The sequence below is a fragment of the Pseudomonas sp. LB1P83 genome (genome assembly GCF_054897885.1).
Genome location: NZ_CM142709.1, coordinates 5,961,849 through 5,987,746 on the forward strand (window position 1 = coordinate 5,961,849; position 25,898 = coordinate 5,987,746).

At 60.3% G+C, this 25,898-nt stretch carries 27 protein-coding genes; 11 read left to right on the forward strand and 16 right to left on the reverse strand.

From position 1 onward, the window contains the following. Window positions 1-11 precede the first annotated feature (11 nt). Entirely contained in the window at window positions 12-1,025 is a 1,014-nt protein-coding gene (gene hemB / locus ACYZTY_RS27435; protein WP_008150323.1) for a porphobilinogen synthase, read from the reverse strand. A gap of 206 nt (window positions 1,026-1,231) precedes the next feature. Here hemB and ACYZTY_RS27440 point away from each other — a divergent pair, with 206 nt between their 5' ends. Beyond that, entirely contained in the window at window positions 1,232-1,855 is a 624-nt protein-coding gene (locus ACYZTY_RS27440) for a DedA family protein (RefSeq protein ID WP_461956241.1), read from the forward strand. Here the strand turns inward: ACYZTY_RS27440 and ACYZTY_RS27445 are convergent. Then, the gene (locus ACYZTY_RS27445) at window positions 1,836-3,071 is read right to left on the reverse strand and encodes a sterol desaturase family protein (RefSeq protein WP_461956242.1); all 1,236 of its coding nucleotides are present in this window, start codon (window positions 3,069-3,071) and stop codon (window positions 1,836-1,838) included. The genes ACYZTY_RS27440 and ACYZTY_RS27445 overlap by 20 nt on opposite strands. 116 nt (window positions 3,072-3,187) lie before the next feature. Between ACYZTY_RS27445 and elbB the strand changes: the two genes are divergently transcribed. After that, entirely contained in the window at window positions 3,188-3,856 is a 669-nt protein-coding gene (elbB, locus tag ACYZTY_RS27450) for an isoprenoid biosynthesis glyoxalase ElbB (RefSeq protein WP_461956243.1), read from the forward strand. A 131-nt stretch (window positions 3,857-3,987) separates the two neighbouring features. On the opposite strand, the gene ACYZTY_RS27455 is transcribed toward elbB, so the two are convergent. Together ACYZTY_RS27455 and ACYZTY_RS27460 are read right to left on the reverse strand one after the other, a co-directional pair. Next, window positions 3,988-4,443: a YaiI/YqxD family protein gene (locus ACYZTY_RS27455; protein WP_222588950.1), complete on the reverse strand. Its 456-nt coding sequence runs from the start codon at window positions 4,441-4,443 to the stop codon at window positions 3,988-3,990. A 106-nt stretch (window positions 4,444-4,549) separates the two neighbouring features. Next, complete coding sequence (locus tag ACYZTY_RS27460; RefSeq protein ID WP_461956244.1) at window positions 4,550-6,448, reverse strand: FTR1 family protein; 1,899 nt, start codon at window positions 6,446-6,448, stop codon at window positions 4,550-4,552. A gap of 166 nt (window positions 6,449-6,614) precedes the next feature. Between ACYZTY_RS27460 and ACYZTY_RS27465 the strand changes: the two genes are divergently transcribed. Genes ACYZTY_RS27465 through ACYZTY_RS27480 form a run of 4 tightly spaced genes read left to right on the forward strand, consistent with a single transcriptional unit; the run spans window position 6,615 to window position 9,760 of the window. Then, a complete protein-coding gene (locus tag ACYZTY_RS27465) occupies window positions 6,615-8,012 on the forward strand; it encodes a COG3014 family protein (protein WP_461956245.1) in 1,398 nt (465 codons plus the stop codon). 12 nt (window positions 8,013-8,024) lie between these two features. Further along, window positions 8,025-8,399 carry a YcfL family protein gene (locus ACYZTY_RS27470; protein ID WP_461956246.1) on the forward strand — a complete coding sequence of 125 codons (375 nt, stop codon included), beginning with the start codon at window positions 8,025-8,027 and terminating at the stop codon, window positions 8,397-8,399. Between the two features lie 23 nt (window positions 8,400-8,422). Then, window positions 8,423-9,013, forward strand: a complete 591-nt coding sequence (lpoB, locus tag ACYZTY_RS27475; protein WP_461956247.1) for a penicillin-binding protein activator LpoB — start codon at window positions 8,423-8,425, stop codon at window positions 9,011-9,013. A 3-nt stretch (window positions 9,014-9,016) separates the two neighbouring features. Next, window positions 9,017-9,760, forward strand: a complete 744-nt coding sequence (locus ACYZTY_RS27480; RefSeq protein WP_461956248.1) for a penicillin-binding protein activator LpoB — start codon at window positions 9,017-9,019, stop codon at window positions 9,758-9,760. 56 nt (window positions 9,761-9,816) lie between these two features. Here the strand turns inward: ACYZTY_RS27480 and rhtB are convergent, their stop codons facing one another. The 3 genes from rhtB to ACYZTY_RS27495 all read right to left on the reverse strand — a co-directional run bounded on the left by rhtB (window position 9,817) and on the right by ACYZTY_RS27495 (window position 13,208). After that, window positions 9,817-10,449 carry a homoserine/homoserine lactone efflux protein gene (rhtB, locus tag ACYZTY_RS27485; RefSeq protein ID WP_461956249.1) on the reverse strand — a complete coding sequence of 211 codons (633 nt, stop codon included), beginning with the start codon at window positions 10,447-10,449 and terminating at the stop codon, window positions 9,817-9,819. Between the two features lie 267 nt (window positions 10,450-10,716). After that, window positions 10,717-11,298: a mechanosensitive ion channel domain-containing protein gene (locus ACYZTY_RS27490; RefSeq protein WP_461956250.1), complete on the reverse strand. Its 582-nt coding sequence runs from the start codon at window positions 11,296-11,298 to the stop codon at window positions 10,717-10,719. Further along, the gene (locus ACYZTY_RS27495) at window positions 11,298-13,208 is read right to left on the reverse strand and encodes an ATP-binding cassette domain-containing protein (RefSeq protein ID WP_461956251.1); all 1,911 of its coding nucleotides are present in this window, start codon (window positions 13,206-13,208) and stop codon (window positions 11,298-11,300) included. The genes ACYZTY_RS27490 and ACYZTY_RS27495 overlap by 1 nt, the downstream gene beginning before the upstream one ends. 50 nt (window positions 13,209-13,258) lie before the next feature. On the opposite strand from ACYZTY_RS27495, the gene ACYZTY_RS27500 reads away from it, so the two are divergent. Beyond that, window positions 13,259-13,723: a TIGR02444 family protein gene (locus ACYZTY_RS27500; protein ID WP_461956252.1), complete on the forward strand. Its 465-nt coding sequence runs from the start codon at window positions 13,259-13,261 to the stop codon at window positions 13,721-13,723. Here ACYZTY_RS27500 and ACYZTY_RS27505 read toward each other — a convergent pair. Then, window positions 13,720-14,844 (reverse strand): AlgP family protein, encoded by a 1,125-nt coding sequence (locus ACYZTY_RS27505; RefSeq protein WP_461956253.1) that lies wholly within the window; start codon window positions 14,842-14,844, stop codon window positions 13,720-13,722. The two genes, ACYZTY_RS27500 and ACYZTY_RS27505, sit on opposite strands and share 4 nt — an antisense overlap. 192 nt (window positions 14,845-15,036) lie before the next feature. Here ACYZTY_RS27505 and ACYZTY_RS27510 point away from each other — a divergent pair, with 192 nt between their 5' ends. Next, complete coding sequence (locus ACYZTY_RS27510; RefSeq protein WP_461956254.1) at window positions 15,037-15,702, forward strand: FKBP-type peptidyl-prolyl cis-trans isomerase; 666 nt, start codon at window positions 15,037-15,039, stop codon at window positions 15,700-15,702. 86 nt (window positions 15,703-15,788) lie between these two features. Here ACYZTY_RS27510 and rsd read toward each other — a convergent pair whose 3' ends face one another. The 7 genes from rsd to ACYZTY_RS27545 all read right to left on the reverse strand — a co-directional run bounded on the left by rsd (window position 15,789) and on the right by ACYZTY_RS27545 (window position 22,318). Next, complete coding sequence (gene rsd, locus ACYZTY_RS27515; protein WP_131060769.1) at window positions 15,789-16,247, reverse strand: sigma D regulator; 459 nt, start codon at window positions 16,245-16,247, stop codon at window positions 15,789-15,791. Between the two features lie 177 nt (window positions 16,248-16,424). Then, window positions 16,425-16,976, reverse strand: a complete 552-nt coding sequence (locus tag ACYZTY_RS27520) for a disulfide bond formation protein B (protein WP_461956255.1) — start codon at window positions 16,974-16,976, stop codon at window positions 16,425-16,427. 357 nt (window positions 16,977-17,333) lie between these two features. Beyond that, window positions 17,334-18,572 carry a heme biosynthesis HemY N-terminal domain-containing protein gene (locus ACYZTY_RS27525; RefSeq protein WP_461956256.1) on the reverse strand — a complete coding sequence of 413 codons (1,239 nt, stop codon included), beginning with the start codon at window positions 18,570-18,572 and terminating at the stop codon, window positions 17,334-17,336. Next, window positions 18,569-19,711 carry a uroporphyrinogen-III C-methyltransferase gene (locus tag ACYZTY_RS27530; RefSeq protein ID WP_461956257.1) on the reverse strand — a complete coding sequence of 381 codons (1,143 nt, stop codon included), beginning with the start codon at window positions 19,709-19,711 and terminating at the stop codon, window positions 18,569-18,571. Before ACYZTY_RS27530 ends, ACYZTY_RS27525 begins: the two co-directional genes overlap by 4 nt. A gap of 16 nt (window positions 19,712-19,727) precedes the next feature. Then, window positions 19,728-20,495: a uroporphyrinogen-III synthase gene (locus ACYZTY_RS27535; protein ID WP_461956258.1), complete on the reverse strand. Its 768-nt coding sequence runs from the start codon at window positions 20,493-20,495 to the stop codon at window positions 19,728-19,730. Further along, the gene (hemC, locus tag ACYZTY_RS27540) at window positions 20,492-21,433 is read right to left on the reverse strand and encodes a hydroxymethylbilane synthase (RefSeq protein ID WP_461956259.1); all 942 of its coding nucleotides are present in this window, start codon (window positions 21,431-21,433) and stop codon (window positions 20,492-20,494) included. Before hemC ends, ACYZTY_RS27535 begins: the two co-directional genes overlap by 4 nt. Window positions 21,434-21,571: 138 nt before the next feature. Next, the gene (locus tag ACYZTY_RS27545) at window positions 21,572-22,318 is read right to left on the reverse strand and encodes a LytR/AlgR family response regulator transcription factor (protein ID WP_461956260.1); all 747 of its coding nucleotides are present in this window, start codon (window positions 22,316-22,318) and stop codon (window positions 21,572-21,574) included. A gap of 461 nt (window positions 22,319-22,779) precedes the next feature. On the opposite strand from ACYZTY_RS27545, the gene argH reads away from it, so the two are divergent. Next, window positions 22,780-24,174, forward strand: coding sequence for an argininosuccinate lyase (argH, locus tag ACYZTY_RS27550; protein WP_169372532.1), 1,395 nt, complete (start codon window positions 22,780-22,782; stop codon window positions 24,172-24,174). A gap of 152 nt (window positions 24,175-24,326) precedes the next feature. On the opposite strand, the gene ACYZTY_RS27555 is transcribed toward argH, so the two are convergent. Continuing rightward, on the reverse strand, window positions 24,327-24,986 hold the full coding sequence (locus tag ACYZTY_RS27555; protein ID WP_461956261.1) for a glutathione S-transferase family protein: 660 nt from the start codon (window positions 24,984-24,986) through the stop codon (window positions 24,327-24,329). Window positions 24,987-25,111: 125 nt separating this feature from the next. On the opposite strand from ACYZTY_RS27555, the gene ACYZTY_RS27560 reads away from it, so the two are divergent. Both ACYZTY_RS27560 and ACYZTY_RS27565 read left to right on the forward strand, forming a co-directional pair. Then, window positions 25,112-25,396, forward strand: coding sequence for a hypothetical protein (locus tag ACYZTY_RS27560; RefSeq protein ID WP_010465083.1), 285 nt, complete (start codon window positions 25,112-25,114; stop codon window positions 25,394-25,396). Window positions 25,397-25,631: 235 nt separating this feature from the next. After that, the gene (locus ACYZTY_RS27565; RefSeq protein WP_084320242.1) at window positions 25,632-25,877 is read left to right on the forward strand and encodes a TIGR02647 family protein; all 246 of its coding nucleotides are present in this window, start codon (window positions 25,632-25,634) and stop codon (window positions 25,875-25,877) included. Window positions 25,878-25,898: the final 21 nt, after the last annotated feature.

Here is a 25,898-nt window from a genome sequence, read left to right on the forward strand (position 1 = left end):
TCCTGGGAGGGCTATTTCTGCTCTCGTAACAATTGAGCGGCACGCACGGCAAAGTAAGTCAGGATGCCATCAGCCCCTGCACGTTTGAAAGCGGTCAGTGATTCGAGGATAACCCCTTCGCTCAACCAGCCATTCTGGATTGCCGCCATGTGCATGGCGTATTCACCGCTGACCTGATAAACAAAGGTCGGCACTTTAAATTCTTCCTTGACCCGGTAAAGGATGTCCAGATACGGCATGCCTGGCTTGACCATGACCATGTCCGCGCCTTCTGACAAGTCGGCCGCCACTTCGTGCAGGGCTTCGTTGCTGTTGGCCGGGTCCATCTGATAAGAGGCCTTGTTGGCCTTGCCCAGGTTCAGCGCCGAACCTACAGCGTCGCGGAACGGGCCGTAATAGGCGCTGGCGTATTTGGCAGAGTAGGCCATGATCCGCACGTTGACGTGATCGGCCAGCTCCAGCGCTTCACGGATGGCCTGGATGCGACCGTCCATCATGTCCGACGGGGCCACCACCTGAGCGCCGGCCTCGGCGTGGGACAGGGCCTGCTTGACCAGTGCGTCGACAGTAATGTCGTTCTGCACGTAGCCTTCTTCGTCGAGGATGCCATCCTGACCGTGGGTGGTAAACGGGTCGAGCGCAACGTCGGTGATCACCCCAAGTTCCGGGAACTGCGCACGCAAGGCGCGAGTGGCGCGTTGTGCAATGCCGTTCGGGTTCCAGGCTTCGGCGGCGTCCAGCGACTTGAGCTCGGGAGGCGTCACCGGAAACAGCGCCAACGCCGGGATCCCCAGCTCGACCCACTTGGCCGCTTCTTCGAGCAACAGATCGATGGTCAGGCGCTCGACGCCCGGCATCGACGCCACCGCTTCGCGACGGTTTTCACCGTCCAGCACAAACACCGGCAGGATCAGGTCATCGACGGTCAGAACGTTTTCACGGACCAGTCGACGCGAAAAATCATCACGACGGTTGCGACGCAGGCGGGTTGCAGGGAACAAACGGTTGGCGGGGGTAAAGCTCACGGCAGACTCCTGAGCCCGCTGGCGTGCGAGCGTGACAGTTATAAGCGACCATTATGACTAACACGTGACAGTTATGTGCACCCCTGCGGCAGGTAGTCGCATTCCATTGTCCTTGTAGGAAATGTTCACGTCGAGACACATTTGGACACTTTCATGAATGTGCACGAAGGGTTAGGCTGCGCGTTCATTTCGCCAGCATCCAGACAATGCTCCAACAATTTCTTCAGGAATTCGGCTACTTCGCCCTCTTTCTCGGCACGTTCTTCGAAGGCGAAACCATCCTGGTGCTCGCAGGCTTCCTCGCGTTCCGCGGATACATGGACATCAAGATCGTCACGATCGTGGCGTTCTGTGGCAGTTATGCCGGCGATCAGCTGTGGTATTTCCTCGGACGCAAACACGGCCGCAAATTGCTCGCGCGCAAACCACGCTGGCAAATGATGGGTGACCGGGCGCTGGAGCACATCCGCAAACACCCGGACATCTGGGTGCTGAGCTTCCGCTTCGTCTATGGTCTGCGCACGGTGATGCCGGTGGCGATCGGCCTGTCGGGTTATCCGCCGGGACGTTATCTGCTGCTGAACGGGATTGGTGCTGCGATCTGGGCTGCTGCACTGGCCGCAGCGGCTTATCACTTCGGCGCGGTGCTCGAGGGCATGCTGGGCAGCGTCAAGAAGTACGAGCTATGGGTGCTCGGCGCCCTGCTGTTACTGGGCCTAGGCCTGTGGCTGCGCCGGCGCTTCAAGAATGCCCGTCTGGCGAAGAAGATCTACGCCGACGAGCAAGCCGAGCTGGCCAAGGCCGCCGAGACTAAGACGCCAAACGAGTGAAACGGTCCCTGCAACAGTAGAGACCGATGCCGCTGAGCAGGCTGTAACTGAGCAGGCCGATCCAGCCCACCGCACTGGCCGGCCACAGCCCGACCACCGGCGCCAGCCACACCAGCGGCACATTCGATGCCAGCCGCAGCAGCTCCAGCTTCAATGCCTGCGGGCGATTCTCCAGGGCCGTGCCCAACGTAAACAAGCCCAATGCCACCGCGCCCCAGCCCAACACCAGCGCTGCCGTCGGCAAACGCGGCTCCAGGTTCATCAAGTAGCTGCCCAGCGCAATGTAGACGCAGAACTGCAACGCCACATACAGCTGCTGACGCCCGTCCAGCGGCACTTCGAATTTGCGGAACTGGCTCAGGTCCGGTTTGTTCATCGGGTACTTCGCCGCCACGTCCGCCGGCCGCCAACCGGTGCGCATGAACCAGATCCGCAGCTTGTCCCATGTGCTTTCCGCCCGCCGCGCGTCATCCCAAAGCTGCGCGTAAAACTGCACGTTCGCCCACAACGGATTCCAGCTCGCCAACGGCGTGGTCACGCCGAAAATCACCGGTTCGTTGTCGTCCTCTTCCTGGAACGAGCCAAATAGACGGTCCCAAATAATGAACACCCCGCCGTAGTTGCGATCCATGTAGAGAGCGTTCTGTGCATGGTGAGCCCGATGATTGGACGGCGTGACAAAGAACCACTCGAACCAGCCGAGCTTGGGAATGTGTTTGGTATGCACCCAGAATTGATACAGCAGGTTCAGCGCGGCGACGCTGATGAACACCAGCAGCGGCACGCCGAGCACCGCCATCGGCAGGTAGAAAATCCAGCTCAGCAGGAAGCCGGTACTGGTTTGGCGCAGGGCCGTGGAGAGGTTGTAGTCCTCGCTCTGGTGATGCACTGAGTGCGCGGCCCAGAGGATGTTGCGCTCGTGGCCCATGCGATGCAGCCAGTAATAGCAGAAGTCGTAGAGGACGAAGGCAAACACCCAGACCCAGACGCTGTCGGCCGCAAGTTCGAACAGCGCCAGATGCTTGAGGGCAAACGCATAAGTCACCAGGCCGACGCCTTTGGTCAACAGGCCCGTGGTGGTCGACAACACCCCTGTGCTGATGCTGTTGATCGCATCCGCCACCCGATAATTGCTCAACCCGCGCCAACGGTCCGCCAGCAGCTCGACGGCAATCAGCACAAAGAAAAACGGCACCGCATACAGAATGAAGTCCATTGACGCGCCCTGATCGGAATCTTGAGGACAGATGCTAGGTGTAGCCGCGAATTAACCCTATGGCAACGAGTGACAAATTAGTGGACATTTAACGCCATGAATCTGGAGAAAAACCCATGAGCAAAAAAATTGCAGTGATCCTTTCCGGCTGTGGCGTGTACGACGGCGCCGAGATCCACGAAAGTGTGATTACCTTGCTGCGCCTGGACCAGCGCGGCGCTCAGGTGCAGTGCTTTGCCCCCAATATCTCGCAATTGCAGGTGATCAATCACCTGACCGGCGACGAAATGCCCGAGTCGCGCAATGTGCTGGTGGAATCGGCGCGGATCGCCCGGGGCAACATCAAGGATATTCGTGAAGCGGACGTCGAAGACTTCGACGCGCTGATCGTGCCCGGGGGTTTCGGCGCGGCCAAGAACCTGTCGAACTTCGCCATCGAAGGCGCCGGCTGCACGGTTCAACCGGACGTCCTGGCATTGACCGAAGCGTTTGCCGAAGCGGGCAAACCGGTGGGGTTGATCTGCATTTCGCCGGCGCTGGCGGCGAAAATCTATGGGCCAGGCGTGACCTGCACCATCGGCAACGACGCCGAAACGGCAGCTGCCATGAACAAGATGGGCGCCACCCATAAAGATTGCGCGGTGAGCGACATCGTCGAAGACAAGGCCCGCAAACTGGTCTGCACCCCGGCGTACATGCTGGCGCAGAGCATCAGTGAAGCGGCATCGGGCATCAACAAACTGGTCGACCGCGTCCTTGAACTAACCCACGAAAACGACGCCTGACGCGGTCCAATTGTGGGAGTGAGCCTGCTCGCGATAGCGGTTAGTCTGTCGACATCAATGTTGAATGTGCTGGCGCAATCGTCGGAACGCCGCCCGGAGCCGGCTCACGCCTACAGGGTTCGTCGCAAGGCTCAGGTTTTGCGGGTCAGCCGCGTGAGGATCCGGTCCAGTGCATTGGCAAATGCCTGCTTCTCGCGCTCGCCAAACGGCGCCGGTCCGCCGCTCATCTGTCCCTGTTCACGCAGATCGGTGAACAGGTTACGCACCGCCAGCCGATCACCCATGTTCTGCGCATCGAATTCCTTACCCCGAGGATCCAGCGCGGCAACGCCCTTTTTCACCAGACGATCGGCCAGCGGCACATCGCTGCAAATCACCAGCTCACCCGGCACCGCGTGTTCCACCAGATAGTCATCGGCGGCATCCGGACCGCTTGGCACCACGATCAGCTTCACCAGGGCCAGTCCCGGCTTGATCTGCGGCTGCCCGGCCACCAGCACCACTTCGAACTGACGCTTGAGGGCGAACTTCACCACCAGATCCTTGGCCGCCCGTGGGCAGGCGTCGGCATCGATCCAGACACGCATCGTGTTTTCCTCTTCCAAAAAAAATCGCGAGCAGGCTCGCTCCCACAGGTTATACGCAATCCTGTGGGAGCGAGCCTGCTCGCGATAGTGAGCGCAGCGATTGCTCTTAAGAAACCTGCACCCGCCGCTTCTCCGCCATCCAGCTACGACCATACAGCACGATAATCGCAATGATCGCCACCGCCTGAGCACTCAGCGAATACGCGTCCGCGTGGATGCCCAGCCAGTCGAAGTCGAAGAACGGCACCGGCCGCGTGCCGAAGATCCCGGCTTCCTGCAACGCCTTCACGCCATGCCCGGCAAACACCACCGACAGCGCGCACAGCAGACCGGCGTTGATGCTGAAGAACAACGACAGCGGCAGTTTCTGCGAGCCGCGCAGGATCACCCACGCCAGCCCTACCAGCAGCACCAACGCCGTTGCGCCACCGGCCAACACCGCGTTATGCCCCGCAGGCCCTGCCTGCAGCCACAGGGTCTCGTAGAACAGAATCACTTCAAACAGCTCGCGGTACACCGAGAAGAACGCCAGCGTCGCAAAGCCGAAGCGTCCACCGCCGCCCACCAGGCTGCTCTTGATGTAATCCTGCCACGCCGCTGCGTGGCGACGGTCGTGCATCCACACACCAAGCCAAAGCACCATGACGGCGGCGAACAACGCCGTTGCGCCTTCCAGCAATTCGCGTTGCGAACCGCTGACATCGACCACGTAAGCCGCCAGCGCCCAGGTTGCCAGACCGGCCAACAACGCCAGGCCCCAACCGACGTTGACGCTGCGCACCGCCGACTGCTGGCCGGTATTGCGCAGGAACGCCAGAATCGCCGCCAGCACCAGAATCGCTTCCAGGCCTTCGCGCAGCAGAATCAGCAAACCGGAGATGTAGCTCAGGGACCAGCTCAGACCGTCGCTGCCCAGCAACCCGGCAGACTCCTTCAATTTGGCCTTGGCCGCGTCCAGACGCTGCTGGGCCTGGACTACCGGCAAACCGTCCTGCAACGACTGACGGTAAGCCATCAGGGATTTTTCGGTGTCCTTGCGCACGTTGGCGTCGACGTTGTCCAGCGAGCTCTCGACCAGTTCGAAGCCTTCCAGATAAGCCGCTACCGATAAGTCATAAGCTTGGTCGTGATCCCCGGCACGGTAAGCCAAGAGGCTCTTGTCCAGGGTTGCAGCGGTGTAGTCGAGCAATTGCGCCGGGCCACGTTTGACCTGCGGCGGCTGCGCCCGCTGGGCACGGAACGTCGCGGCGGCTTGCGGGCCATCGGCGGCCTGCACTTCGGCCGGCGTCTGACGTGCCAGGTCGGCGATGTTGTAACTCTTTTCGGATTTTGCTGCGGCCGGATCGGCGCTGAAACTGGCGATGTAGGTTGCCAGGTCCCAACGCTGACGATCGTCCAGCTGATCGGCGAAGGCCGGCATGTCCGTGCCTTCGACGCCCAGGCCCAAGGTGCTGTAAATCGCGTAGAGGCTCAGGTGGTCCAGGCGCGTCGTGTCACGCAGATTGGCTGGCAGCGGCGTCAGACCGACACCCGCCGGACCGTCGCCGGCACCCGTATCGCCGTGGCAGACCGAACAATGCTGGGCGTACAGCGGCGCCCCACGAGTCGGGTCCGGGGTAATGATCGGCGCTTGGCTGACTTCATAGGCCACGGCCAGTTTCGCGCCGAGTTGCCGGGCCTGACGGGCCACGTCCGCGCCGTCCTGACGGGCAGCAATGGCATTGCGCAGCGCGCTGACGCCCTGCTCCAGCCCGGCTTTTTCCGGCTTGGCCGGCATCGCGGCGATCAAGCCTTGCAACACCTTGATGAATTCCAGCTGCTCGCGGTATTCGGAGTCGTCGGTGACCTTGCCCCCTTGCACCGTCTGCGGGTAATCCGCGCCAATGTAGTCGAGCAAATGCAGGGCTTGCGGCGCGCCTTCCACGGTGTCGGCCAGCAGATTGAAACTGCACAAAGCAAACAGCGGCAACACCAGCCAGGCCAGGAAACGGGACGGGGCAGTCATGAATGAATCTCAATTGGAAATACGAAGTAACACATTGTTCACTTCCAATGACTTTCACTCAAGCTTTGTCTGCGGTGGCCGCTGGAGTGCAGGAACAAAGTGCCATCATCCAAGTCTATAATTTGCCGCCTCATGGCGGCTTATTTTCAAGGAAGACACACAGTAAATGGCCACCCGCCTGCGCTTCATGTTTGTACTCGGTGCATGCTTGCTACTGAGCGGCTGCCCCACCATGCGCGACTACAACGCCGAACTGAGCGAAACACTCGAATATCTCAAGGCCGGTCAGCTCGACGGCGCGGTTGCCGTGCTCGACCGAAACAATCCTTTCGCTCCGGGCGACCTGCTCTATAACCTGGAGAAAGGCGAATTACTGCGACTCGGCGCCAATGTGACGGGTAATCACGCCAACTGGGATTACGCCGACAAGCTCATCGAGGGCTGGGAAAACTCGCCGAGATTCGGCGCCTTCAAAGCATTCACCGAATTCAACAGTTACGGCGCCAATGACAAAGTGCGCCTGTACGATGGCTACGATTTCGAGAAGGTCGCCCTGACCACGCAAATGGCCCTGGCGAGCCTCTCCAGTGGCGAAGTGGACATCGCTCGCGTCATGATCAAGAAAACCCACGAGCGCGAAGCAACCATTGCCGACAAGCGTGACAGGCAATACCTGGAACTGGAAAACCAGGCGAAGGAGCAAGGGGTTTCGCTGAAATTCCAGGACCTTCAGGGTTATCCCGTGGCCACCCTCGACGCCCCCGAAGTGGTCGCACTGAAAAACAGCTACCAGAGTGCGTTCAGCCATTATCTCGCCGGTTTCATTTATGAATCGCTGAACGAGAAAGACCTCGCCGCGCCGGGCTATCGCCAGGCCATCGAACTGCGCCCCAACACGCCGCTGCTCGAGCAATCACTGCGCAACCTGGCCAAATCACCACTGAAGGCCGGCGAGGTCGACGTCTTGCTGATCGTGCAAACCGGCCTGGCGCCAGCGCGCAGCTCCGTTCGTGTGCCGATTTCGGTGGACGTCGAAGGTGAAACCTACATCACCAACATGTCCTTCCCGATCCTCGTCCCTGACACCTCCACGCCACCGGTGGACTTCGTCATGGTGGACGGCAAAAAACAGAAACTGACGTTGCTCAACAGCTTCGGCGACATGTCGCGGCGCACCTTGCGTGATGACATGCCGGGCATTATTCAACGCACGCTGCATCGCGCCCGGTCCAATGTCGAATACCTGGCCTATCTGAAAAAGCACAGACCCGAGAAGCTTGAAGAAACGATCCTGCAGCAGACTCAACGCGAGGATGCCGACACCCGCGGCTGGCGAACGCTGCCGGACAAGACGCTGGTTGCCCGCCTGCGACTCAAGAAAGGCCAGCATCAACTGACGTTGCCCAACGCGCCGGACGCAACACCGGTCAGGTTCAAGGTGGATCAGACACACCAGGCCTTCAGCCTGCGCGCGGTGGGTGACCGCCGATTCGCCGCCGATGTCGCCTTGCAACTCGACACCCCTTCCGCACCGCAGGCTGCAATCAGCCCTGCTCAACCCTGATCGGAGATTTTCATGGGATTGAAATGCTTCGCCGTTGTCGCGCTGGCCCTGTTGGCCGGGTGCGCCACCCCGCCGCCACCGCCGGAACCGGGCAGTGCCGCCAGCAAAGTCATGGCCACCGGACCAATCGAGAATGTGGCCATCGGCCCGATGCGCATGGCCAGGGAAAACGGCTTCCTGACGGTCAAAACGCAATTGAGCAACACCGACACCCGCAACCGAACGCTCTATTACCGCTACCTCTGGCTGGGGCCGGAAGGTTTTCCCGTGGCCGAAGCCGACACCTGGAAAAGCCTGACCCTTTATGCCGAGCAGACCAGTTTTCTGCCGGCCATCGCTCCCGTGCCACAAGCAGTGGATTTCCGCCTGGAGATCAATACGCCGTGAACCGCCCACTTGAGACTTTGCCCATGCTTGTACGCGTTTCGTTCCTTGCCCTGGCCGCGTTGCTGATTGGTGGCTGCGCCGACAATCGCTCGCCGGTGTTGGGCAGTGGCAACATCAGTTATGGCGACCCGAAAGCCGTGGAACTGGTCACCAACGAATTCGGCTCGACCGACCTGCAGATGATCGCGGAAAGCATGACCCGCTCCCTCGCCCAGTCCGGCGTTCTGAAGGATCGCCCGGTAGTTCAGGTGTACGACGTGATGAACAAGACCAGCGAGTACATCGATACCCGCGAAATCACCACATCGATCAAGACCCAACTGATGCGTACCGGCACGGCACGCTTTGCCAGTGACAACACAGACATGCAGAGCCAGGTTGACCACCTCAAGCTGCAAAACCAGAGTGGCCTGTACAAAAAAAGCACAGTGGCCAAAACCGGTAACATGATCGCCGCGCGGTATCGTCTGGAAGGCTCGATCAGCTCCATCGTCAAACGCAGCAATGATTACAAGGACGTCTTCTACAAATTCAGCCTGCAATTGATCGACGTTGAAAGCGGGCTGGCCGAGTGGATGGACGAGAAAGAAATCCGCAAGACAACGGAGCGCTGAGCAATGCGTGCATGGATTGGCATCATGGCCCTGGCCTGCGCCGTTGGCGCCCAGGCGGCCCCGAAAATTGCTGTCACCGACCTCGCCTACGAGGCCAGCGTGGATCAATACGTTCACGTGGTTTCGGCCCGGGACAATCATCAGCAGGATTATTACGGCGCCAGTGGCTCGTCCAGTTATGACGAGTACACGACGCAGAACAGCTACCTGGAACAGAGCGAAATCCGCCGCTTCAGTGGAGACATCAAAGGCCAGATGCTCAAGACCGGGATGTTCCAGCTGATTCAGGGCACGCCTTACACCGCCGATGCCAACAGCGATGTGTATGACGTGATCAAACGCATCAAGGCCGGCCACTTCAAAGGCGCCGACTACGTGCTGTTCGGCACGCTGTCAGACATCGATTTCAGCCAGGACATGAATGAGCTGGCCAACACTGACAGCTATTCGGCGGTGCTGGCACTGACCCTGGTGGCGGACTTCAGCCTGATCAACACCAAGACTTACGAGATCACCTCAGCGTTCACGGCCTTGGGTGAAGCTCAGGACACCAAACTGGTGAATGATCGGGATATCCACGTTTCGCTGAACCGGCCACGAGTGGTGCGGGACGTGTCAAGGTCGTTGGGCGAGGACGTGGCTCGCCAGTTGAGCGAACAGCTGGGGGATGGCAGTTATGTGCCGTCAGGGCAACCCGCGCAGCACAATGACCTACCACCCGATAAGGCGCCGGTCATTCTGCGCTGACCTCTGGAACGAAAAAGGCGACCTGCAAAGGTCGCCTTTTTTGTGCCTGACAGTTTTTACGCCGCCGCTTTGCGCAGCGTCGCCATAAACGCCGCCGCACCGATGAACAGCCCCGCAAAGGTCCGGTTCATGCGTTTTTGCTGCTTGGGTGTGCGCAACAGGCGCAGTACCTTCGACGCCAACCCGGTATACCCGGCCATGACGATCAGGTCGACGCAGACCATCGTCACGCCGATGATCAGGTACTGGGCCAGCAGCGGCGCGTGTGGATCAATGAACTGCGGCAGCACCGCCAGCATGAAAACCAGCGCCTTGGGGTTGCTGATGTTTACCAGGAAACCGCGGAACACCAGGGCCATCGGCTTGCCGATCTGACGCACGGCCGCGTCGTCGCTCATGTCGCTGGGCAGCGCGCGCCATTGCTTGATCGCGAGGTAAACTAGGTACGCAACGCCGAACCATTTGATTGCATAGAAAGCCGTGGCCGATGCCGTGAGAATCGCGCCAACCCCGGCGCCGACAATCGCGATCTGCACGGCCAGGCCCAATTGCAGGCCCAGGGCGTTCCAGTAACCGCGCCAGAAACCGTATTGCAGACCGCTGGACATCGACGCAATGGCGCCGGCACCGGGAGACAGGCTGATCACCCAGCAGGCGGCAAAAAACGCCAGCCATGTTTGAAGCTCCATCGCACACCTCGACTCAGACTCGTGACAGACGTCTAAGCTAATGCGGCTTTGGGCTGATGACTACTGGTTTTTCTTCGATTGGGGGGAGATGGCCGACCAGCGTTATCAACTTTCGGCCCCCATCGTCGGAACGCCGCCCGGAGCCGGCTCGCTCCTACAGTGGATCTTCAGTGGACAGCTATTTTGTGAACAACCGAGATCCACTGTGGGAGTGAGCCGGCTCCGGGCGGCGTTCCGACGATGGCGGTTTATCAGGCAACAGAAGCCTTACTTTTCAAACCCGCTCGAAGGGAATACATCGCTACCACGCCAGCGTCGAACCGAGCGCTGGAAGAACAGGCTGTTAGGCACCTGCACCATCGCACTGCCGGTCCCGAGCTCTTCCGCTTCGATCAGCGTGGTGTAGAGCAGATTGATCGCCACCACCCGACCTTTGACGCCGGGCTTGTCGGTGGTGTCCACCAGTTCGACGACGTCACCGATGCGGAACGGGCCGACGGTGAAGATCAGGATCGCGCAGAGCAGGTTGGAGAGCACACTCCACATCGCGAAGAACGCCACCGCCGCCACTGCCACAAACCCGGACAACGCGGTCCAGAGCACCGTGGCCGAGACCCCCAGGCGCTCCAGCACGAAAATCAGCGCACTGCCCATGATCAACCAGCGCAAACCGCCCCGCAGCGGCATCAGCAACTGCGGTGGAAACGGGTAGCGCTCACCCAGGCGAGTCAGGCATTTGGCGACAAAGCGTTGGGCGAAGTAACCCGCCAACAGGATCAGCAGGATTTGCGCGGCGAACCAGATCGGCTCGCCCCACCCCGCCGGCAGCGGCAGCTTGAACGCTTCCATCAGGACAACGCCTCCAGCTCCGCCTGCATGCTTTCGAGCAGTTCCAGGGCTTCCATCCACGCTTCTTCGAGTTCGGCTTCACGCACCTTCAGCTTGGCCTGTTCAGCCAGCAGATCACGCAAATCGTTCTTGCGCATCGGTTCGTAGATATCGCTGTCGCCGAGGCTGGTATCGATCTTCGCCAGTTTCTCGTGCAGCTTGCCCAACTCGGCTTCGAGCTTGTCAGCCTCACGCTTGTGCGGTGCCAGTTGCTGACGCAACGCAGCAGCGGCCTGGCGCTGAGCTTTCTTGTCGGTCTTGTCCGGATTGACCGGTGTGTTGCTGACCGGGGCATTGCGCTGACGGTAGTCGACCAGCCAACGGGCGTAGTCTTCCAGGTCGCCATCGAACTCCTCGACCTTGCCGTCTGCCACCAGATAGAAATTGTCGGTGGTGCTTTTGAGCAGATGACGATCGTGGGAGACCACCAGCACTGCGCCACTGAATTCCTGCAAGGCCATGGTCAGCGCCAGGCGCATTTCCAGGTCCAGGTGGTTGGTCGGTTCGTCGAGCAGCAACAGGTTCGGCCGATCCCAGGCGATCAATGCCAGGGCCAGACGGGCCTTTTCGCCGCCGGAGAAATTCAGCACCGGCTCATCGATGCGCGCGCCACGGAAGTCGAAACCACCGAGGAAGTCGCGCAGAGTCTGCTCACGCTCAGTTGGCGCCAGGCGCTGCAAATGCAGCAACGGGCTGGCCTTGGAATCCAGCGAATCCAGCTGATGCTGGGCGAAGTAGCCCACGACGGTGTTCTCGCCACGGGTCAGGCGACCGGCCAACGGCGAGAGTTCACCGGCGAGGTTTTTGATCAGGGTCGATTTACCGGCGCCGTTCGGGCCGAGCAAACCGATCCGCGCGCCGGGGGTCAGTTGCAGCTTGACCTTCTCCAGCACGGCTTTGTCGCCATAACCCAGGCGAGCATCCGACAGATCGATCAGCGGACTGGAGATTTTCTGCGATTCGCGGAAAACAAAGTCAAACGGCGAGTCGACGTGAGCGGCGGACAACTCTTCCATCCGCTCCAGCGCCTTGATCCGGCTCTGGGCCTGGCGGGCCTTGGTGGCCTGAGCCTTGAAGCGGGCGATGTAGCTTTCCATGTGCGCACGTTGCACCTGCTGCTTCTCGTAGGCCTGCTGTTGCTGGGCCAGACGTTCGGCACGGGCGCGTTCGAAGGCGCTGTAACCACCGCGATACAGGGTGATCTTGCGCTGATCGACGTGGGCCACGTGATCGACCACGGCATCGAGGAAGTCCCGGTCGTGGGAAATCAGCAGCAATGTGCCGGGATAGCTTTTGAGCCATTCTTCGAGCCAGATGATGGCGTCGAGGTCCAAGTGGTTGGTCGGTTCGTCGAGCAGTAGCAGGTCCGAAGGGCACATCAAAGCCTGCGCCAGGTTCAGACGCATCCGCCAGCCACCAGAGAAATCTCCTACCGGGCGATCCATCTGCTCATTGGTAAACCCGAGGCCGGCCAGCAGCTTGCGAGCCCGGGCGTCGGCGGTGTAACCGTCGGCGCTGTCGAGTTCCGCGTGCAGACGGGCCTGAGCCGCACCGTCATGCGATGCTTCGGCCGCCGCGAGGTCGCGTTGCACCTCACGCAGGCGCAGGTCGCCATCGAGCACGTAGTCGACCGCCAGGCGTTCGAGCGTCTCGATTTCCTGACGCATGTGGGCGATGCGCCAGTCGGCCGGCAGGAAGCAATCACCCGAGTCCGGGTGCAGCTCACCCCGGATCAAGGCGAACAGGCTCGATTTGCCGGCGCCGTTGGCACCGATGAGGCCGGCTTTGTGGCCGGCGTGCAGGGTCAGCTCGGCGTCTTCTAGCAGACGTTGCGGGCCACGCTGTAAAGTCAGGTTCTGAAGTCGAATCATAATGGCGGCGGAGTCTACCAGCTTCGCTCGCAACTGGCGCGAGTAGCACTATGTCCTCTGACCTGTGGAGCTTTTCCCTTACCACTTACGCCCGCCCCGGCGTTGAAGACGCGTGCCTGCAATTGCAGTCGGCAGGCGTGAATGTGTGCCTGCTGCTCTGTGGGTTCTGGCTGGGAGATCGACGTGTCACCTGCAATGAGCAACGATTGCAGCAGCTTCGCGAAGTGGCCGGGCCCTGGGACGCCGATGTCGTGCGACCGCTGCGAGCATTGCGCATGCAATGGAAAACTGTCGCGACCGAGGATGCCGAGCTGAAAACGTTGCGCGAACAAGTGAAGGCGTTGGAACTGGAAGCCGAGCGACATCTGTTGTTGCGACTGGAACGATCGGCGCAGAGCTGGCCGCAGTGTGAGGCGACCGATCTAACGGCCTGGCTGGAAGGTGTGACGGCGGGCGCCGCCAACCTGGACCGCGACGCGCTGCATCAGCTGCGCGTCGCGGCAACCGACGCTTAGGAAGCGCTGGTTGGGGTGGAGCTGTTGCTCGACGGTGCGGCTGGCGTTGGCGCAGACGATGTGGTCGAGGTGGTTGCTGCTGGAGCAGTCGAAGCCGATGCAGCTGGCGACGGAGTTGCAGTCGCTGGCTTGGTAACTGGCGCAGTAGCTGGCTTGGCAGCAGCGGCCGGTTTTCTCACGGCTGGCTTGGCAGCAGGTTTTGCAGCTGGCTTCGCGGCAGCAGGTTTTGCTGCGGCTGGTTTCGCTGCAGCAGGTTTCGCGGCAGCAGGTTTCGCGGCAGCAGTTTTGGCAGCGGGCTTAGCAGCCGGTTTTGCCGCAGCTTTTGCAGCAGGTTTCGCCGCTGGTTTTGCGGCAGGCTTGGCTGCAGCAGTTTTAGCCGCGACGGTTTTTGCGGCAGCCTTGGCAGCAGGTTTAGCGGCGGCAGGTTTTGCAGCAGGTTTCGCAGCTGCGGTTTTCGCCACAGCCGGTTTCGCAGCCGCAGTTCTTGCAGCAGGTTTAGCGGCAGCTGTTTTTGCAGCAACTGGCTTGGCGGCAGGTTTGGCAGCCGTCGTTTTAGCCGCTGGTTTTGCAGCGCTGGCAGCGACTGGTTTTTTCGCCGCAGGTTTTGCGACAGGCTTGGCTGCGGCTTTCACCGGCGCCTTGGCAGCAGGCTTGGCCGGTGCTTTTGCAGCAGCCGGCTTAGCGGCGGCTTTCTTGGCTGGTGCCGCAGCAGGCTTGGCCGAACGCAGGGACAACGCCTTGCCGACAGCCTCTTGTACACGACCGACACCCTGGGCCAGTTTCAGGCTTTCTTGAGCATCGCGCTTGAGTTGCAGAATGTAGGCACGGGTGTCGGACTGACGATCCTTGAGGGCATCGAGCACGTCTTCGAGTTGCTGCACTCCGTCCTTCGCCTTGGCTTGCGCCTTGGCTTTACCGGCTGCCGCAGCGTCCTGCAATTTGGTACGGGACTTGTGCAATTTTTCCTGCGCTTTTCCGCGCTGCTTTTCCAGTTTGGCGAGCAGTTTTTCAGCATCGGCCAAGGCTTGGGAACAAGCGTTTTCCAAATGCTCGAGCAGGCTGCCCGAGAGTTGTTGGAGTAAGTGCAACGGGGTATTTACAGGCTTCTTGGTGGCCGACATGGTTTACCTCCTGGCTGACGTGGGTGCGGCTCATACTAGACCTCTGATGACACCGCCGCTAGGGCATGTTGACAGTATCGAAAGCGCTGCGTTGCAACGGATTGAAATTCTTCTGCGCTGGTGCAAAACCAGTTCACCTTCAAGCGCACTCACACTGGCATAATCCACCGCATCTCAGATCGGAGTGTGCCCATGTCGCGCTACTTTTTTTTATCGTTGTGTGTGTGTTTTTCCGTGGCTCAGGCCGCCGAAAAAACCACCCCAAATGAGGCTCACGATCTTGCTTACAGCCTGGGTGCGAGCCTGGGTGAGCGCTTGCGCCAAGAGGTGCCGGATCTACAACTCCAGCCATTGCTCGAAGGTCTGCAACAAGCCTATCAAGGCAAGCCGCTGGCATTGAAAGACGAGCAGATCGAACAGATTCTGGCCGAGCACGAAGCCCAGGTCGCCGAGCAACCCGCCCTCGCGCAAAGTGAAGTCGCGCTGGAAAAAGAGCAGCGCTTTCTCACCGAAGAAAAAGCCAAACCGGGTGTTCGTGAATTGGCGGATGGGATTTTGCTGACTGAGTTGGCACCGGGTACGGGCGCCAAGGCTGGCCCTAACGGCAAGGTCGAAGTTTTATACATCGGACGCCTTCCCGACGGCACAGTGTTCGATCAGAACAGCAAGCCGCAGTGGTTCAGTCTCGATAGCGTAATCAGCGGCTGGCGCAGCGCATTGCAAAACATGCCGGTCGGTGCGAAATGGCGCCTGGTGATTCCATCGTCTCAAGCCTATGGCGCGGACGGTGCCGGCGACCTGATCGCCCCGTTCACGCCGCTGGTATTCGAAGTTGAATTGCGCGGTGTCACAAGCTGAAAACTGAAAGCCAGAAACAAAAAACGGCGCGCATAGCGCACCGTTTTTAGATTCTCGCTAGAGGCGAGGGTCTTGCAGGAAGAGGTTCAGGCCTGAACCGAGTCCTCTTCCTTGTGAGCCGTGTGCAACACTTCGATCAGGCAATCTTCCAGTTCGAAGCGTTCGTGCAACAGCCCGCCCAGCTCCTTGAATTTCTCCGCGACGCACTTGCCTGCATCACACAGGTCGTTGAACGCCAGCAGCTTCTCGGTGATGACGTCGATGCGCGGGTAAATCGTCTCGGCCAACTCCAGCCCGCGAGTGTCGCCAAATGCCTTGGCTTCGCCGGTCAGCTGTTCGTAAATCTCGAAGTGCCCGGCAGACACGTAATCGACCAGCACGCCGCAGAATTCCTGCAACGGCTTGCGGTTCTCGCCCAGAGACTCAGGCTTGGCACCGAGAGCATCGTAGGCCCGAACCAGTTCGTGACGCTCCTGCAACCAGCGATCGATCAGCAGATGCACTCCACCCCAACGTTCCTGAGCATTCTGACAACTTTCGAGCATGGTGATCTCTCTTCCCTTGTGGGTCATGCTGCCCTACACCTGTCGCAGACTTGAAAATCAAGAATCGGCCAGGCAGAGCGTCATCGAGCAACATAATTCCAATGACACGTGCGGGCCAGATTATGCCCGCGCGACAATGGCTTCAAGGTACGCAGGAGATAAAGTTCATACAAGTGTTTAATCACCCGCCAATCCCCGGTGCGACGACATGCCGCTGAGCGGTCGCTCGCAGGCAAGCCAGACCACGCGCAGCAGCTGATAAACACCCAGAATCGACATCGCCACGAAGAGCAGCAAACTCCACTCCGGGATACTCAGGTCGAACAGCGTCCAGGAAATTTCTGCGCAATCTTCCTCCCCTTTGAACATCCGCGTCACCTGGCACAACCAGGGCAAGTTCTCGTACAGCGCTTCTGGATGGGCTGAGCAAGTCGATAGCTGATGCGCTGGATCGCTTTGCAACAACACCTGCCGCGATGCCGTGACCATGCCCGCCAGACTGCATGACAGACCGAGCAGCCAATAAAGAAAAGTCCCGAAGCGGCCGGGGCCATGCACCGAAGCCACCATACAGGTACCGGTAAACAGCGCCAGGCAGACTCGCTGCAACAGGCATAACCCGCAAGGCTTGAGGCCGATTGCATATTCCAGGTAATAGGAAACGCCCAGGGCCAGGGCACCAGCAACAAAAGCCATGAAAAACAAGGAGCGTGAGCAGGCCAAAAACATGGCTTATCCGTAACAGTAGAGACAGGCGGTTACGGTAGAGGAAAGCGCGCCAGCCTTTCAAGGCAGGCCAGCACGGACACTTCACCAAAAGTGTAGGGAATTCCCGACAGCGTCGGGAGGACTTGATGTAGTCCTCTGTAGGAAGATGCCGATCAGGGACTAGAAAGCTAAACATTCATGCGTCGAACAACGGCTCCCGCCCCCTTTAGCCGCTGGTGCGGCCTGTGTCCGGCTGCAGAGCAGTCGTCATAAATTTAAACGCGATTTGCCTGATGTATCCGTGGCGCTCGTTTTATGGCCGCTTCGCCCGAGCGCGGACCGGCCGACGCAGGCTGCGCCAGCTGCAGAAGAAGCGAGTCAAGCGTAAACGGGGGCTGGCAGGGGTGCCGCCAGAAGGCGCTCATCCAGCAGACCCAGACCTTCCTGAAACAATTGATTACTGCGCTCTGTGTCACCGAGCTGCGCGAGCAACCGTGCCAGTTCCGCGCAGGCTTCCGGATTGCGCTGCACCCGCAAGCTGCTTTCCAGATAGTCTCGCGCCTTGCCCCACAGACTGCTTTGCAGGCACAAGCGGCCCAGTGTCAGCAGAAGGCTTGGGTCGGCCGGATGATCCTTGAGCCAACCCTCCGCCGTTTGCAGTTGACGAGCCGGATCGCTACCGCGAACCAATCCGTAGAGACGGGCCAGGTGACTGTCGTACTTGCGCTTGAGGGCCGCACGCAGCACCTCTTCCGCTTCGACCTGCGCGCCCAGCTGCCGCAGCTGCTCGGCATAGGCCAGCACCAGCTGAGGTTCATGGCGCTGAGCCGAGGTGAGCTGCTGCCAGGCGCGATTGAGCGACTGCAGACCGACCGTGCCATCCGCTTCCTGATGCGCGGCCAGGGAAAGATTTTCACCCCACGCACGGCGCTCCAGATCGGCCAGCTCGGCGGGCGGCAAGACTTTATCCTTGCGCAGCTCCGGCAGCAGGCGGATCACTGCCGACCAGTCGCCACGCTGCTGATGCAGGCGCTGCAACTGGCGCAAGGTCTGGACGTTATGAGGATGACGCTCGTGCATGGCTTGCAGCGTCACCAGGGCGCCTTCAGTGTCGCCACGGTCGTTCTGCAATTGGGCGTGATTCAAGGCAATCGCCAGCTCGGCCTTGGGCTGACGTTCGAGGGCGCGCTCCAGCAAGTTGTCGCATTCCTCGTAGTGACCTTGTTCATTGGCGGCGCGCGCAGCACCGAGGTAGTAGAGCAGCGGCTGGCGCTCGGCTTCGGCGGCGCGATGCAGATGACGCTGCGCACTGGCCCAGCGACCTTCTGCCAAATCCAGCTGACCGTGCTCGATCGCCACTTGCACCCGGCGGCTGCGATTGCGCCGCGACCACGGATTGACCACCCCACTGGAAGTCGTTACCAGTTCGACCAATGCCTTGATGCCCCAGAACACCAGCCAGAGCACCGCGACCAACGCCAAAGTTGCCCACAGGCTCGCTTCATAGCGGAAGGTCTTGTAGGCGATCAACACGTAACCGGAATGCTCGGCAATCGCCAGGCCCAGTGCAGCGGCTGCGGCGATGACCAGGAACACGATCACATAGAGGCGCTTCATGGTGTGGCCTCCTGCGCAGTGTTCGTGGCCGGTTTTGCCATCGGTTTGATCGAGTCTTCGGCGTTGACGTTACGCCGCTCCAGATACCCCTGAACCGCACTCAGTGTGCCGGTCAGGTCCGGCGTGACCACGGTGACCGGCTGCTTGCTCAACTCGCCCACCTGTTCAAGCATGACTTTGCTCTGAGGGTTGTCCTGGTTGAAATTGCCCGTCAGTACATCCCGCGCCTCCGCCAGCGCCTGGGTATAAACCGCTGCCTGACCATTGAGCGCGGCCCATTGAGCCTGCTCCAGCGCCAGGCTCAGCGCCAGGCGCACCTGACTCAGGCTCTGCCCGGCCAGCAATGGGCGAACATTCTTGTCCGCGTTGAAATCGATGCGGATGTAGCGCGAAATCTGATCCCACCATTGTGCCCAACGACTGGCACCGTCGCCGTCGGCCGTCAGGCCCAGCAACGATTCCCCACGGTCCTTGTACTCGGGCGCCAGTTCGGTGAGGTCGATGACCTGATCGCGCAACGCGCCCAGACGCAGGAACAACCCGGTGCGATCCGGCTGTGCAGTGCTACGCAGTGCCACCAGGGTTTTGGCCACTTGCTCGCGAGCGGCGTAGGACCCCGGATCGTTCTGTTCACGCAGAATTTCATCGGCGCCCTGCACCAGGGCCTGAGCACTGCTGATGTCCTGCAACGCAGAAAGACGCAGGCTGGCCAGACGCAACAAGTGCTCGGCTTCAGCCAGACGCCAGTCCTTGCGGCTCGCACCAAGAACGGTTTCCAGACGCTGATTCAAACGTTGCTGATCGCCTTGCAACTGCGTCACCAGACGGCTGCGAGCGTCCAGCTCTTCGGCCGCCGGCATTTGCTCAAGGCGCGCGCTCAAGCGCTGTTCGTTAAGCTTCAGACTTTGCGCCTGATCGCTCAACGCCTGGACCTGGCTCAACTGCTGCTGGTTAGTGGCTTGCAGGTGACGCACCTGCCAGACACCCCAACCGCCGACGACAACGCCGGCGGCGCCCAGCAGCAGCGCGACGATTGCCAGCCCATTACCTCGACGCTGCACTTCAACAGCGGGTGGAGTTTCAACCGGCGCTTCAAGCACCGGCAGCACGTCATCTTTCGGCAAGGCTGTTTCGCTCACGTATCCATCCTTTGCATTAGAGAACGGGTTCGGGATGCTCCCGTAACGCCGTCAGCAAAGCCGCGGCACTGGCGCCACGACAATCCACAACTGTTTGGGCCCCGGCGGCACATGCCAGCTCGGCGACCCTGGGGCTTGGAACAAACAACGGCAACTGCGCAAGCGCAGGCCAGGCATCGCCCGCCAATTGGCGCAGGTGCTCAAAACCCTGTCCACTGCTGACCACCAGCCCGTTCAAGCGTTCCGCTACGATCCGGTCAGGCAGCACCGTCGACGGGTATTGAGGCAGACCGCGACGGTACAGCTCCAGATACTCGACACTAGCACCAAGCTCGCGCAAACGCTCAGCCAGCAACTCGCGCCCGCCCTCCCCGCGCAAGATCAGCACCCGCGGATCGGGCCGGGCAACAGCGTCGCGCAACGAGGGAAGCTCAAGCAAGGCTTCGCTGTCATCGCCCTCGGCGGGGAAACTCACGTCCAGCCCGTTTTCCGCGAGAATCTGCGCAGTCGCCGCGCCCACACTGAACCAGCGTGGGGCCGGTGGCTGTGGCCAATACTGATTGAGCAGGTCAACGCCGATTCTGGCGGCCGGTTTACTGACCACGATCACCGCACAGTAACGATCCAGCCCCTGAATCACCTCGCGCATTGTGTCAGAGGCAGGGATCGGCTCGATCTCTAGAAGCGGCAAGCTGCTGCTGAATATCCCCACTTGCGACAAAATGCTGGTCAGCGCCGCCGACTCATCCGCAGGGCGCGTCAGCAGCAGGCGCCAGCCGGTCACTCGTGACCTGCCTCGCCATAGACTGCCTTCAGAATGTCGTCGGCGCCTTGACTCAGCAGGTCTTCAGCCACTTGCACGCCCAAGGCTTCTGCATCGCCACGTGGTGCGCGGGCCTCGGCGCTCAGCAGCAGACCGCCGCTCGGATCGCCCACCAGACCCCGCAACCAGATCTGCTCGCCTTCAAGCACGGCGTAGCAGGCGATCGGCACTTGGCAGCCGCCATTCAGATGTTTGTTGAGGGATCGTTCCGCGGTCACGCGGGTGGCGGTGTCCTGGTGATGCAATGGCGTCAGCAACGCGTGAATTTCACTGTCAGCGCTGCGGCATTCGATGCCGACCGCGCCCTGGCCACCGGCCGGCAGACTGTCGTCGACGCTGATCGCCGAGGTGATGCGATCTTCAAAGCCCAGGCGAATCAGGCCGGCCGCTGCGAGGATGATGGCGTCGTATTCGCCGGCATCGAGCTTGGCCAGGCGCGTATTGACGTTGCCGCGCAGGAAGCGGATTTCGAGGTCCGGGCGGCGGGTCAGCAACTGAGCCTGACGGCGCAGGCTGGAAGTGCCGACGATGCTGCCTTGCGGCAACTCATCCAGGCTGGCGTAGGTATTGGAAACAAAGGCATCACGCGGGTCTTCGCGCTCGCAGATGCAAAACAGACCGAGGCCTTCGGGGAAGTCCATCGGCACGTCTTTCATGGAGTGCACAGCGATGTCGGCTTCGTTTTCCAGCAGCGCGGTTTCCAGTTCCTTGACGAACAGGCCCTTGCCACCGATTTTCGACAGCGGCGAGTCGAGCAGCTTGTCGCCACGACTGACCATGGGCACCAGCGTCACGAGCAGACCCGGGTGGGCCTCTTCCAGACGGGTCTTGACGTATTCGGCCTGCCACAGGGCGAGAGCACTTTTGCGGGTGGCGATGCGGATTTCGCGAGAGGACATGGATCAATCCGTACTGAATAGATACGGCGGATAATAACAGCTCAGCCAAATCCACTTTGACTTGTATCAGAAACTGCGCGGCCTCCCTGGCCTCGGACGTCCAGCAAACGGGTATGAAGTTCGCCTGTAATCAGCGAATTAAAGCTGCTGCATCATTTTGCGCACGCCGGCCACGTGACGACGGCTGACGATCAGGGCGTCGCCATTGAGGCCTTTGAGGAATAGCTGAAAATGCCCCAGCGGCGTGCGCTGCAGGCGTTCAATACGTTCCCGGGCGACCAGAGCGTTGCGGTGGATGCGCACGAAACGATCGCCGAACTCATCTTCCAAGGCCTTGAGCGGCTCATCCAGCAGCACTTCGCCGCCTTCGTGGCGCAAGGTCACGTATTTATGGTCAGCAATGAAGTAGACCACCTGACCCAATGGGATCAGCTCAATGCCTTTACGGGTTCGGGCACTGATGTGGCTTCGTGGGCCGCTACCGCTTTCGGCAGCCGGGCGGGTCAGGGCGGCGAGTTGGAGGCGATTGGGCCGCTCGGCTTTTTTCAACGATTCATGCAATTGTTCTGTACGCACAGGTTTCACCAGATAGCCTACGGCGCTGGCCTGTAAGGCTTCCACGGCAAATTCATCGGGCCCTGTGCAAAACACCACGGCAGGCGGGGTTTCGCGTTCGCATAACCGTGCAGCCACTTGCAGGCCATCAAGGCCCGGCATGCGGATATCGAGTAACACGATATCCGGCTTGTGGCTGTCGATCAGTGCCAACGCTTCTTCGCCGTTCGTGGCGCTGGGCTCCAGGACACTGTATCCCTCGAGTTCGCCGACCATTCGGCTCAGGCGCTCGCGGGCTAGGGGTTCGTCATCAACGATCAGGACATTCATATTGCGCTGGATTCCTGCGTGAGTCTCGCACAAGGATAGCGTAGACAAGTGAAGTGACGTCCGTCACCGCGATCCACGCTAAGACTAGCGCGAGGGCCAAAAAGTGCCGCGAGACCGGCGGCTAAATTTTCATCTACCGAGTGATTGGAGGCTCTGGCCCGCGTAAGCGAGGTATCGCCGTAGGGTTTGCCGATACACAATATGAACACCCCCTCTTCTTATAGTCAGCCGCAGCGCCGGGAAGTGCGCTGATCCTATTGTCCAACTGTAGACGGTTGCCGGGACGATATTGCTGAATTGAAAAATATCGTTGCGCAATTTCCCACAAGTCATGTCCTGAGTATGGACCGCGCCCCGGAAAAAAAACCTGTCGACCAGCGTCAACGACAGGATTGGCAACCCTGTTATTATCCGCGACAGCTTCCACCGTCATTTTTTCTCCAGCCGACACGAGCGAATTCATGAGCACTGACAAGACCAATCAGTCCTGGGGCGGCCGCTTCAGTGAACCCGTCGACGCCTTCGTCGCCCGCTTCACCGCCTCCGTCACTTTCGACCAGCGCCTGTATCGCCACGACATCATGGGCTCGATCGCCCACGCCACCATGCTGGCCAAGGTCGGCGTGCTGACCGACGCCGAGCGCGATAGCATCACTGATGGCCTGAAGACCATCCAGGGTGAAATCGAGGCCGGCCAGTTCGATTGGCGCATCGACCTCGAAGACGTGCACATGAACATCGAGGCGCGCCTGACCGACCGCATCGGCGTGACCGGTAAAAAGCTGCACACCGGCCGCAGCCGTAATGACCAGGTCGCCACCGACATCCGCCTGTGGCTGCGTGACGAGATCGACCTGATCCTGGCAGAAATCACCCGCCTGCAAAAAGGCTTGCTGGAGCAGGCCGAGCGCGAGGCCGGCAGCATCATGCCGGGCTTCACCCACCTGCAAACCGCACAGCCGGTGACCTTCGGGCACCACATGCTGGCCTGGTTCGAAATGCTCAGCCGCGACTACGAGCGTCTGGTGGACTGCCGCAAGCGCACCAACCGCATGCCCTTGGGCAGCGCCGCGCTGGCCGGCACCACTTACCCGATCGACCGCGAATTCACCGCCCAGCTGCTGGGCTTCGACGCGGTTGGCGGCAACTCGCTGGACAACGTGTCCGATCGCGACTTCGCCATTGAATTCTGCTCGGCCGCGAGCATCGCGATGATGCACTTGTCGCGCTTCTCCGAAGAGCTGGTGCTGTGGACCAGCGCGCAGTTCCAGTTCATCGATCTGCCGGACCGCTTCTGCACCGGCAGCTCGATCATGCCGCAAAAGAAAAACCCGGACGTGCCAGAGCTGGTGCGCGGCAAGACCGGCCGCGTCTTCGGCGCACTGATGGGCCTGCTGACCCTGATGAAAGGCCAGCCACTGGCCTACAACAAGGATAACCAGGAAGACAAGGAGCCGCTGTTCGATGCCGCCGACACCTTGCGCGACTCGCTGCGGGCTTTTGCCGACATGATCCCGGCGATCAAGCCCAAGCACGCGATGATGCGCGAAGCGGCGCTGCGTGGTTTCTCCACCGCGACCGACCTGGCCGACTACCTGGTACGTCGTGGCCTGCCGTTCCGTGATTGCCACGAGATCGTCGGCCATGCCGTGAAGTACGGTGTGGAAAGCGGTAAAGACCTCGCGGAAATGAGCCTGGAAGAGCTGCGCAAATTCAGCGACCAGATCGATCAGGACGTGTTTGCCGTGCTGACCCTGGAAGGCTCGGTGAACGCCCGCGACCATATCGGCGGGACTGCACCGGCGCAGGTCAAGAAGGCTGTGGCTCGCGGCCAGGCACTGCTCGCCAGCCGCTAAGTCAAAAGCTTCGCGGGCAAGTCGGATCGCCGCACCGCTCGCTCCTACAGGTTATGTTTCGTCCTGCAATTCGAACGACACAAATTCTGTAGGAGCGAGCGGTGCGGCGATCCGACTTGCCCGCGAAGACTGACTTCAGAGCGCTACAAAACCTACTTCTTGGACGCGACCATCGCCATAAACGCCGGCATCGCCGCGTCCTTGTCCGCCGCAATCCGCTGCACGTTCGGGTTCTGCTCCAGACGCTTCAACAGCGCCTTGGCCGCCGGCATCTCAGCCAGCAAGTCCAGATCGAACAGCTTCTGCGCCACCGCACAGGCCAGCGGCACGCTGTACAGGAAATACAAATCCGCAATGCTCAGACTGTCGCCCGCCACATAAGGGGCAAACTTGCCATGCCGGCCCAACGCCGCAAAACCCGCCAGCAACTCAGCCTTGGTCTTGTCCTTGATCGCCTCCGGCACCTGCATGCCGAAAAACGCCTCGGCGTAGCACGCGCGCCCAGGCAGTTCGATGTACAGCTCGATTTCCTTTGCCAGCGCCAGCACCTGGGCGCGTTCGAAAGGATCGCTCGGCAACAGTGGCGTGCCTTTCTGGCTTTGCTCGATGTACTCGAGAATCACCGCAGTTTCGTTGATGAAGCCCTGCTCGGTGCGCAACACCGGCACCTTGCCGCGTGGACTGATGGCCAACGCTTCCGGGCTCGTGCCCGCGTAAAACGGTACTTCTTCAAACGGCACGCCCTTCTCCAGCAGCGCCAGCTTGACCATGTTGTAGTAGTTACTGACGGAGAATCCATAAAGCTTGAGCATCACATAGCCTCCAGGCCGTGCGGGGTTGGCAGTGCCTGTTTATAGAACGCCGAGGCGATTTCTGCCAGCAGCATCACAGCGCTGAATGCAGGTAAACTGGCCGCCTTAAACTTGAGGAGCCTGCCATGAGCGAGCCAACCGACATCGATAGCGACGAAGAAGAATTCACCGAAACCACCCTGATCGAAGCCATCGAAAACCAGATCGAAAGCGACAACCCGCCAGCGGCCAAGGCAACTTTCAACAAGCTGACCCTGGTGGGTTACGAGCGTGAAGAAATCCTCAATCTGATGGCTCACGTGTTGGCGGTGGAAATCGACGCGATCCTCGAAGAAGACCGCGCGTTCAATACCGAATGGTACGAAACTGCGTTGCGTGCCCTACCGGAATTGCCGCCGGAAAAGAAGTAAACCCGATTCCGTAGGCGCGAGGCTTGCCCGCGAAGGGTGCACTGAGGTTTTTCCAGACAAACCGTGTCATCGTTCTTCGCGGGCAAGCCTCGCTCCTACGCACCCCGCTGCCGCACCACCCACCGGGGAATGCTTCCCGAGGCGAAAAAACCCTGATGCAGGCACTGGACATGCCGCACAAGTGGGCTCACCTTAGGGGCGCTGTCGTCCAATTCCTAGAAAGTCTGGAGTCCTTATGTCGCTTACCCCTGAGTTGGTTGCCGAACTGGAAATCCTCGCCCTCTTCAACCTGGACAGTTCCCAGGAAGGTTTGAAAATTCATCAGACCGCTGCCCCGAAAGCCATTGCTGCCGCTCGACGCCTGTACGAAAAAGAACTGATCGATCAGCCTGATGGTGGTTATCTGACCAGTCTGGGTCGTGACGCCGCGCAAAATGTACAAACCGTTCTGACGATTCTGAGCGTCCAGGAAACAGCCTGAGTATTACCGCATAGCCCACGG

What these genes read in the sequence shown, in the direction of transcription:
- ACYZTY_RS27440 (WP_461956241.1), top strand. Translation starts at nt 1,232, where the DNA reads ATGCTCCAACAATTTCTTCAGGAATTCGGCTACTTCGCCCTCTTTCTC.
- ACYZTY_RS27445 (WP_461956242.1), bottom strand. Translation starts at nt 3,071, where the DNA reads ATGGACTTCATTCTGTATGCGGTGCCGTTTTTCTTTGTGCTGATTGCC.
- elbB (WP_461956243.1), top strand. Translation starts at nt 3,188, where the DNA reads ATGAGCAAAAAAATTGCAGTGATCCTTTCCGGCTGTGGCGTGTACGAC.
- ACYZTY_RS27455 (WP_222588950.1), bottom strand. Translation starts at nt 4,443, where the DNA reads ATGCGTGTCTGGATCGATGCCGACGCCTGCCCACGGGCGGCCAAGGAT.
- ACYZTY_RS27460 (WP_461956244.1), bottom strand. Translation starts at nt 6,448, where the DNA reads ATGACTGCCCCGTCCCGTTTCCTGGCCTGGCTGGTGTTGCCGCTGTTT.
- ACYZTY_RS27465 (WP_461956245.1), top strand. Translation starts at nt 6,615, where the DNA reads ATGGCCACCCGCCTGCGCTTCATGTTTGTACTCGGTGCATGCTTGCTA.
- ACYZTY_RS27470 (WP_461956246.1), top strand. Translation starts at nt 8,025, where the DNA reads ATGGGATTGAAATGCTTCGCCGTTGTCGCGCTGGCCCTGTTGGCCGGG.
- lpoB (WP_461956247.1), top strand. Translation starts at nt 8,423, where the DNA reads ATGCTTGTACGCGTTTCGTTCCTTGCCCTGGCCGCGTTGCTGATTGGT.
- ACYZTY_RS27480 (WP_461956248.1), top strand. Translation starts at nt 9,017, where the DNA reads ATGCGTGCATGGATTGGCATCATGGCCCTGGCCTGCGCCGTTGGCGCC.
- rhtB (WP_461956249.1), bottom strand. Translation starts at nt 10,449, where the DNA reads ATGGAGCTTCAAACATGGCTGGCGTTTTTTGCCGCCTGCTGGGTGATC.
- ACYZTY_RS27490 (WP_461956250.1), bottom strand. Translation starts at nt 11,298, where the DNA reads ATGGAAGCGTTCAAGCTGCCGCTGCCGGCGGGGTGGGGCGAGCCGATC.
- ACYZTY_RS27495 (WP_461956251.1), bottom strand. Translation starts at nt 13,208, where the DNA reads ATGATTCGACTTCAGAACCTGACTTTACAGCGTGGCCCGCAACGTCTG.
- ACYZTY_RS27500 (WP_461956252.1), top strand. Translation starts at nt 13,259, where the DNA reads ATGTCCTCTGACCTGTGGAGCTTTTCCCTTACCACTTACGCCCGCCCC.
- ACYZTY_RS27505 (WP_461956253.1), bottom strand. Translation starts at nt 14,844, where the DNA reads ATGTCGGCCACCAAGAAGCCTGTAAATACCCCGTTGCACTTACTCCAA.
- ACYZTY_RS27510 (WP_461956254.1), top strand. Translation starts at nt 15,037, where the DNA reads ATGTCGCGCTACTTTTTTTTATCGTTGTGTGTGTGTTTTTCCGTGGCT.
- rsd (WP_131060769.1), bottom strand. Translation starts at nt 16,247, where the DNA reads ATGCTCGAAAGTTGTCAGAATGCTCAGGAACGTTGGGGTGGAGTGCAT.
- ACYZTY_RS27520 (WP_461956255.1), bottom strand. Translation starts at nt 16,976, where the DNA reads ATGTTTTTGGCCTGCTCACGCTCCTTGTTTTTCATGGCTTTTGTTGCT.
- ACYZTY_RS27525 (WP_461956256.1), bottom strand. Translation starts at nt 18,572, where the DNA reads ATGAAGCGCCTCTATGTGATCGTGTTCCTGGTCATCGCCGCAGCCGCT.
- hemC (WP_461956259.1), bottom strand. Translation starts at nt 21,433, where the DNA reads ATGTCCTCTCGCGAAATCCGCATCGCCACCCGCAAAAGTGCTCTCGCC.
- ACYZTY_RS27545 (WP_461956260.1), bottom strand. Translation starts at nt 22,318, where the DNA reads ATGAATGTCCTGATCGTTGATGACGAACCCCTAGCCCGCGAGCGCCTG.
- argH (WP_169372532.1), top strand. Translation starts at nt 22,780, where the DNA reads ATGAGCACTGACAAGACCAATCAGTCCTGGGGCGGCCGCTTCAGTGAA.
- ACYZTY_RS27555 (WP_461956261.1), bottom strand. Translation starts at nt 24,986, where the DNA reads ATGCTCAAGCTTTATGGATTCTCCGTCAGTAACTACTACAACATGGTC.
- ACYZTY_RS27560 (WP_010465083.1), top strand. Translation starts at nt 25,112, where the DNA reads ATGAGCGAGCCAACCGACATCGATAGCGACGAAGAAGAATTCACCGAA.
- ACYZTY_RS27565 (WP_084320242.1), top strand. Translation starts at nt 25,632, where the DNA reads ATGTCGCTTACCCCTGAGTTGGTTGCCGAACTGGAAATCCTCGCCCTC.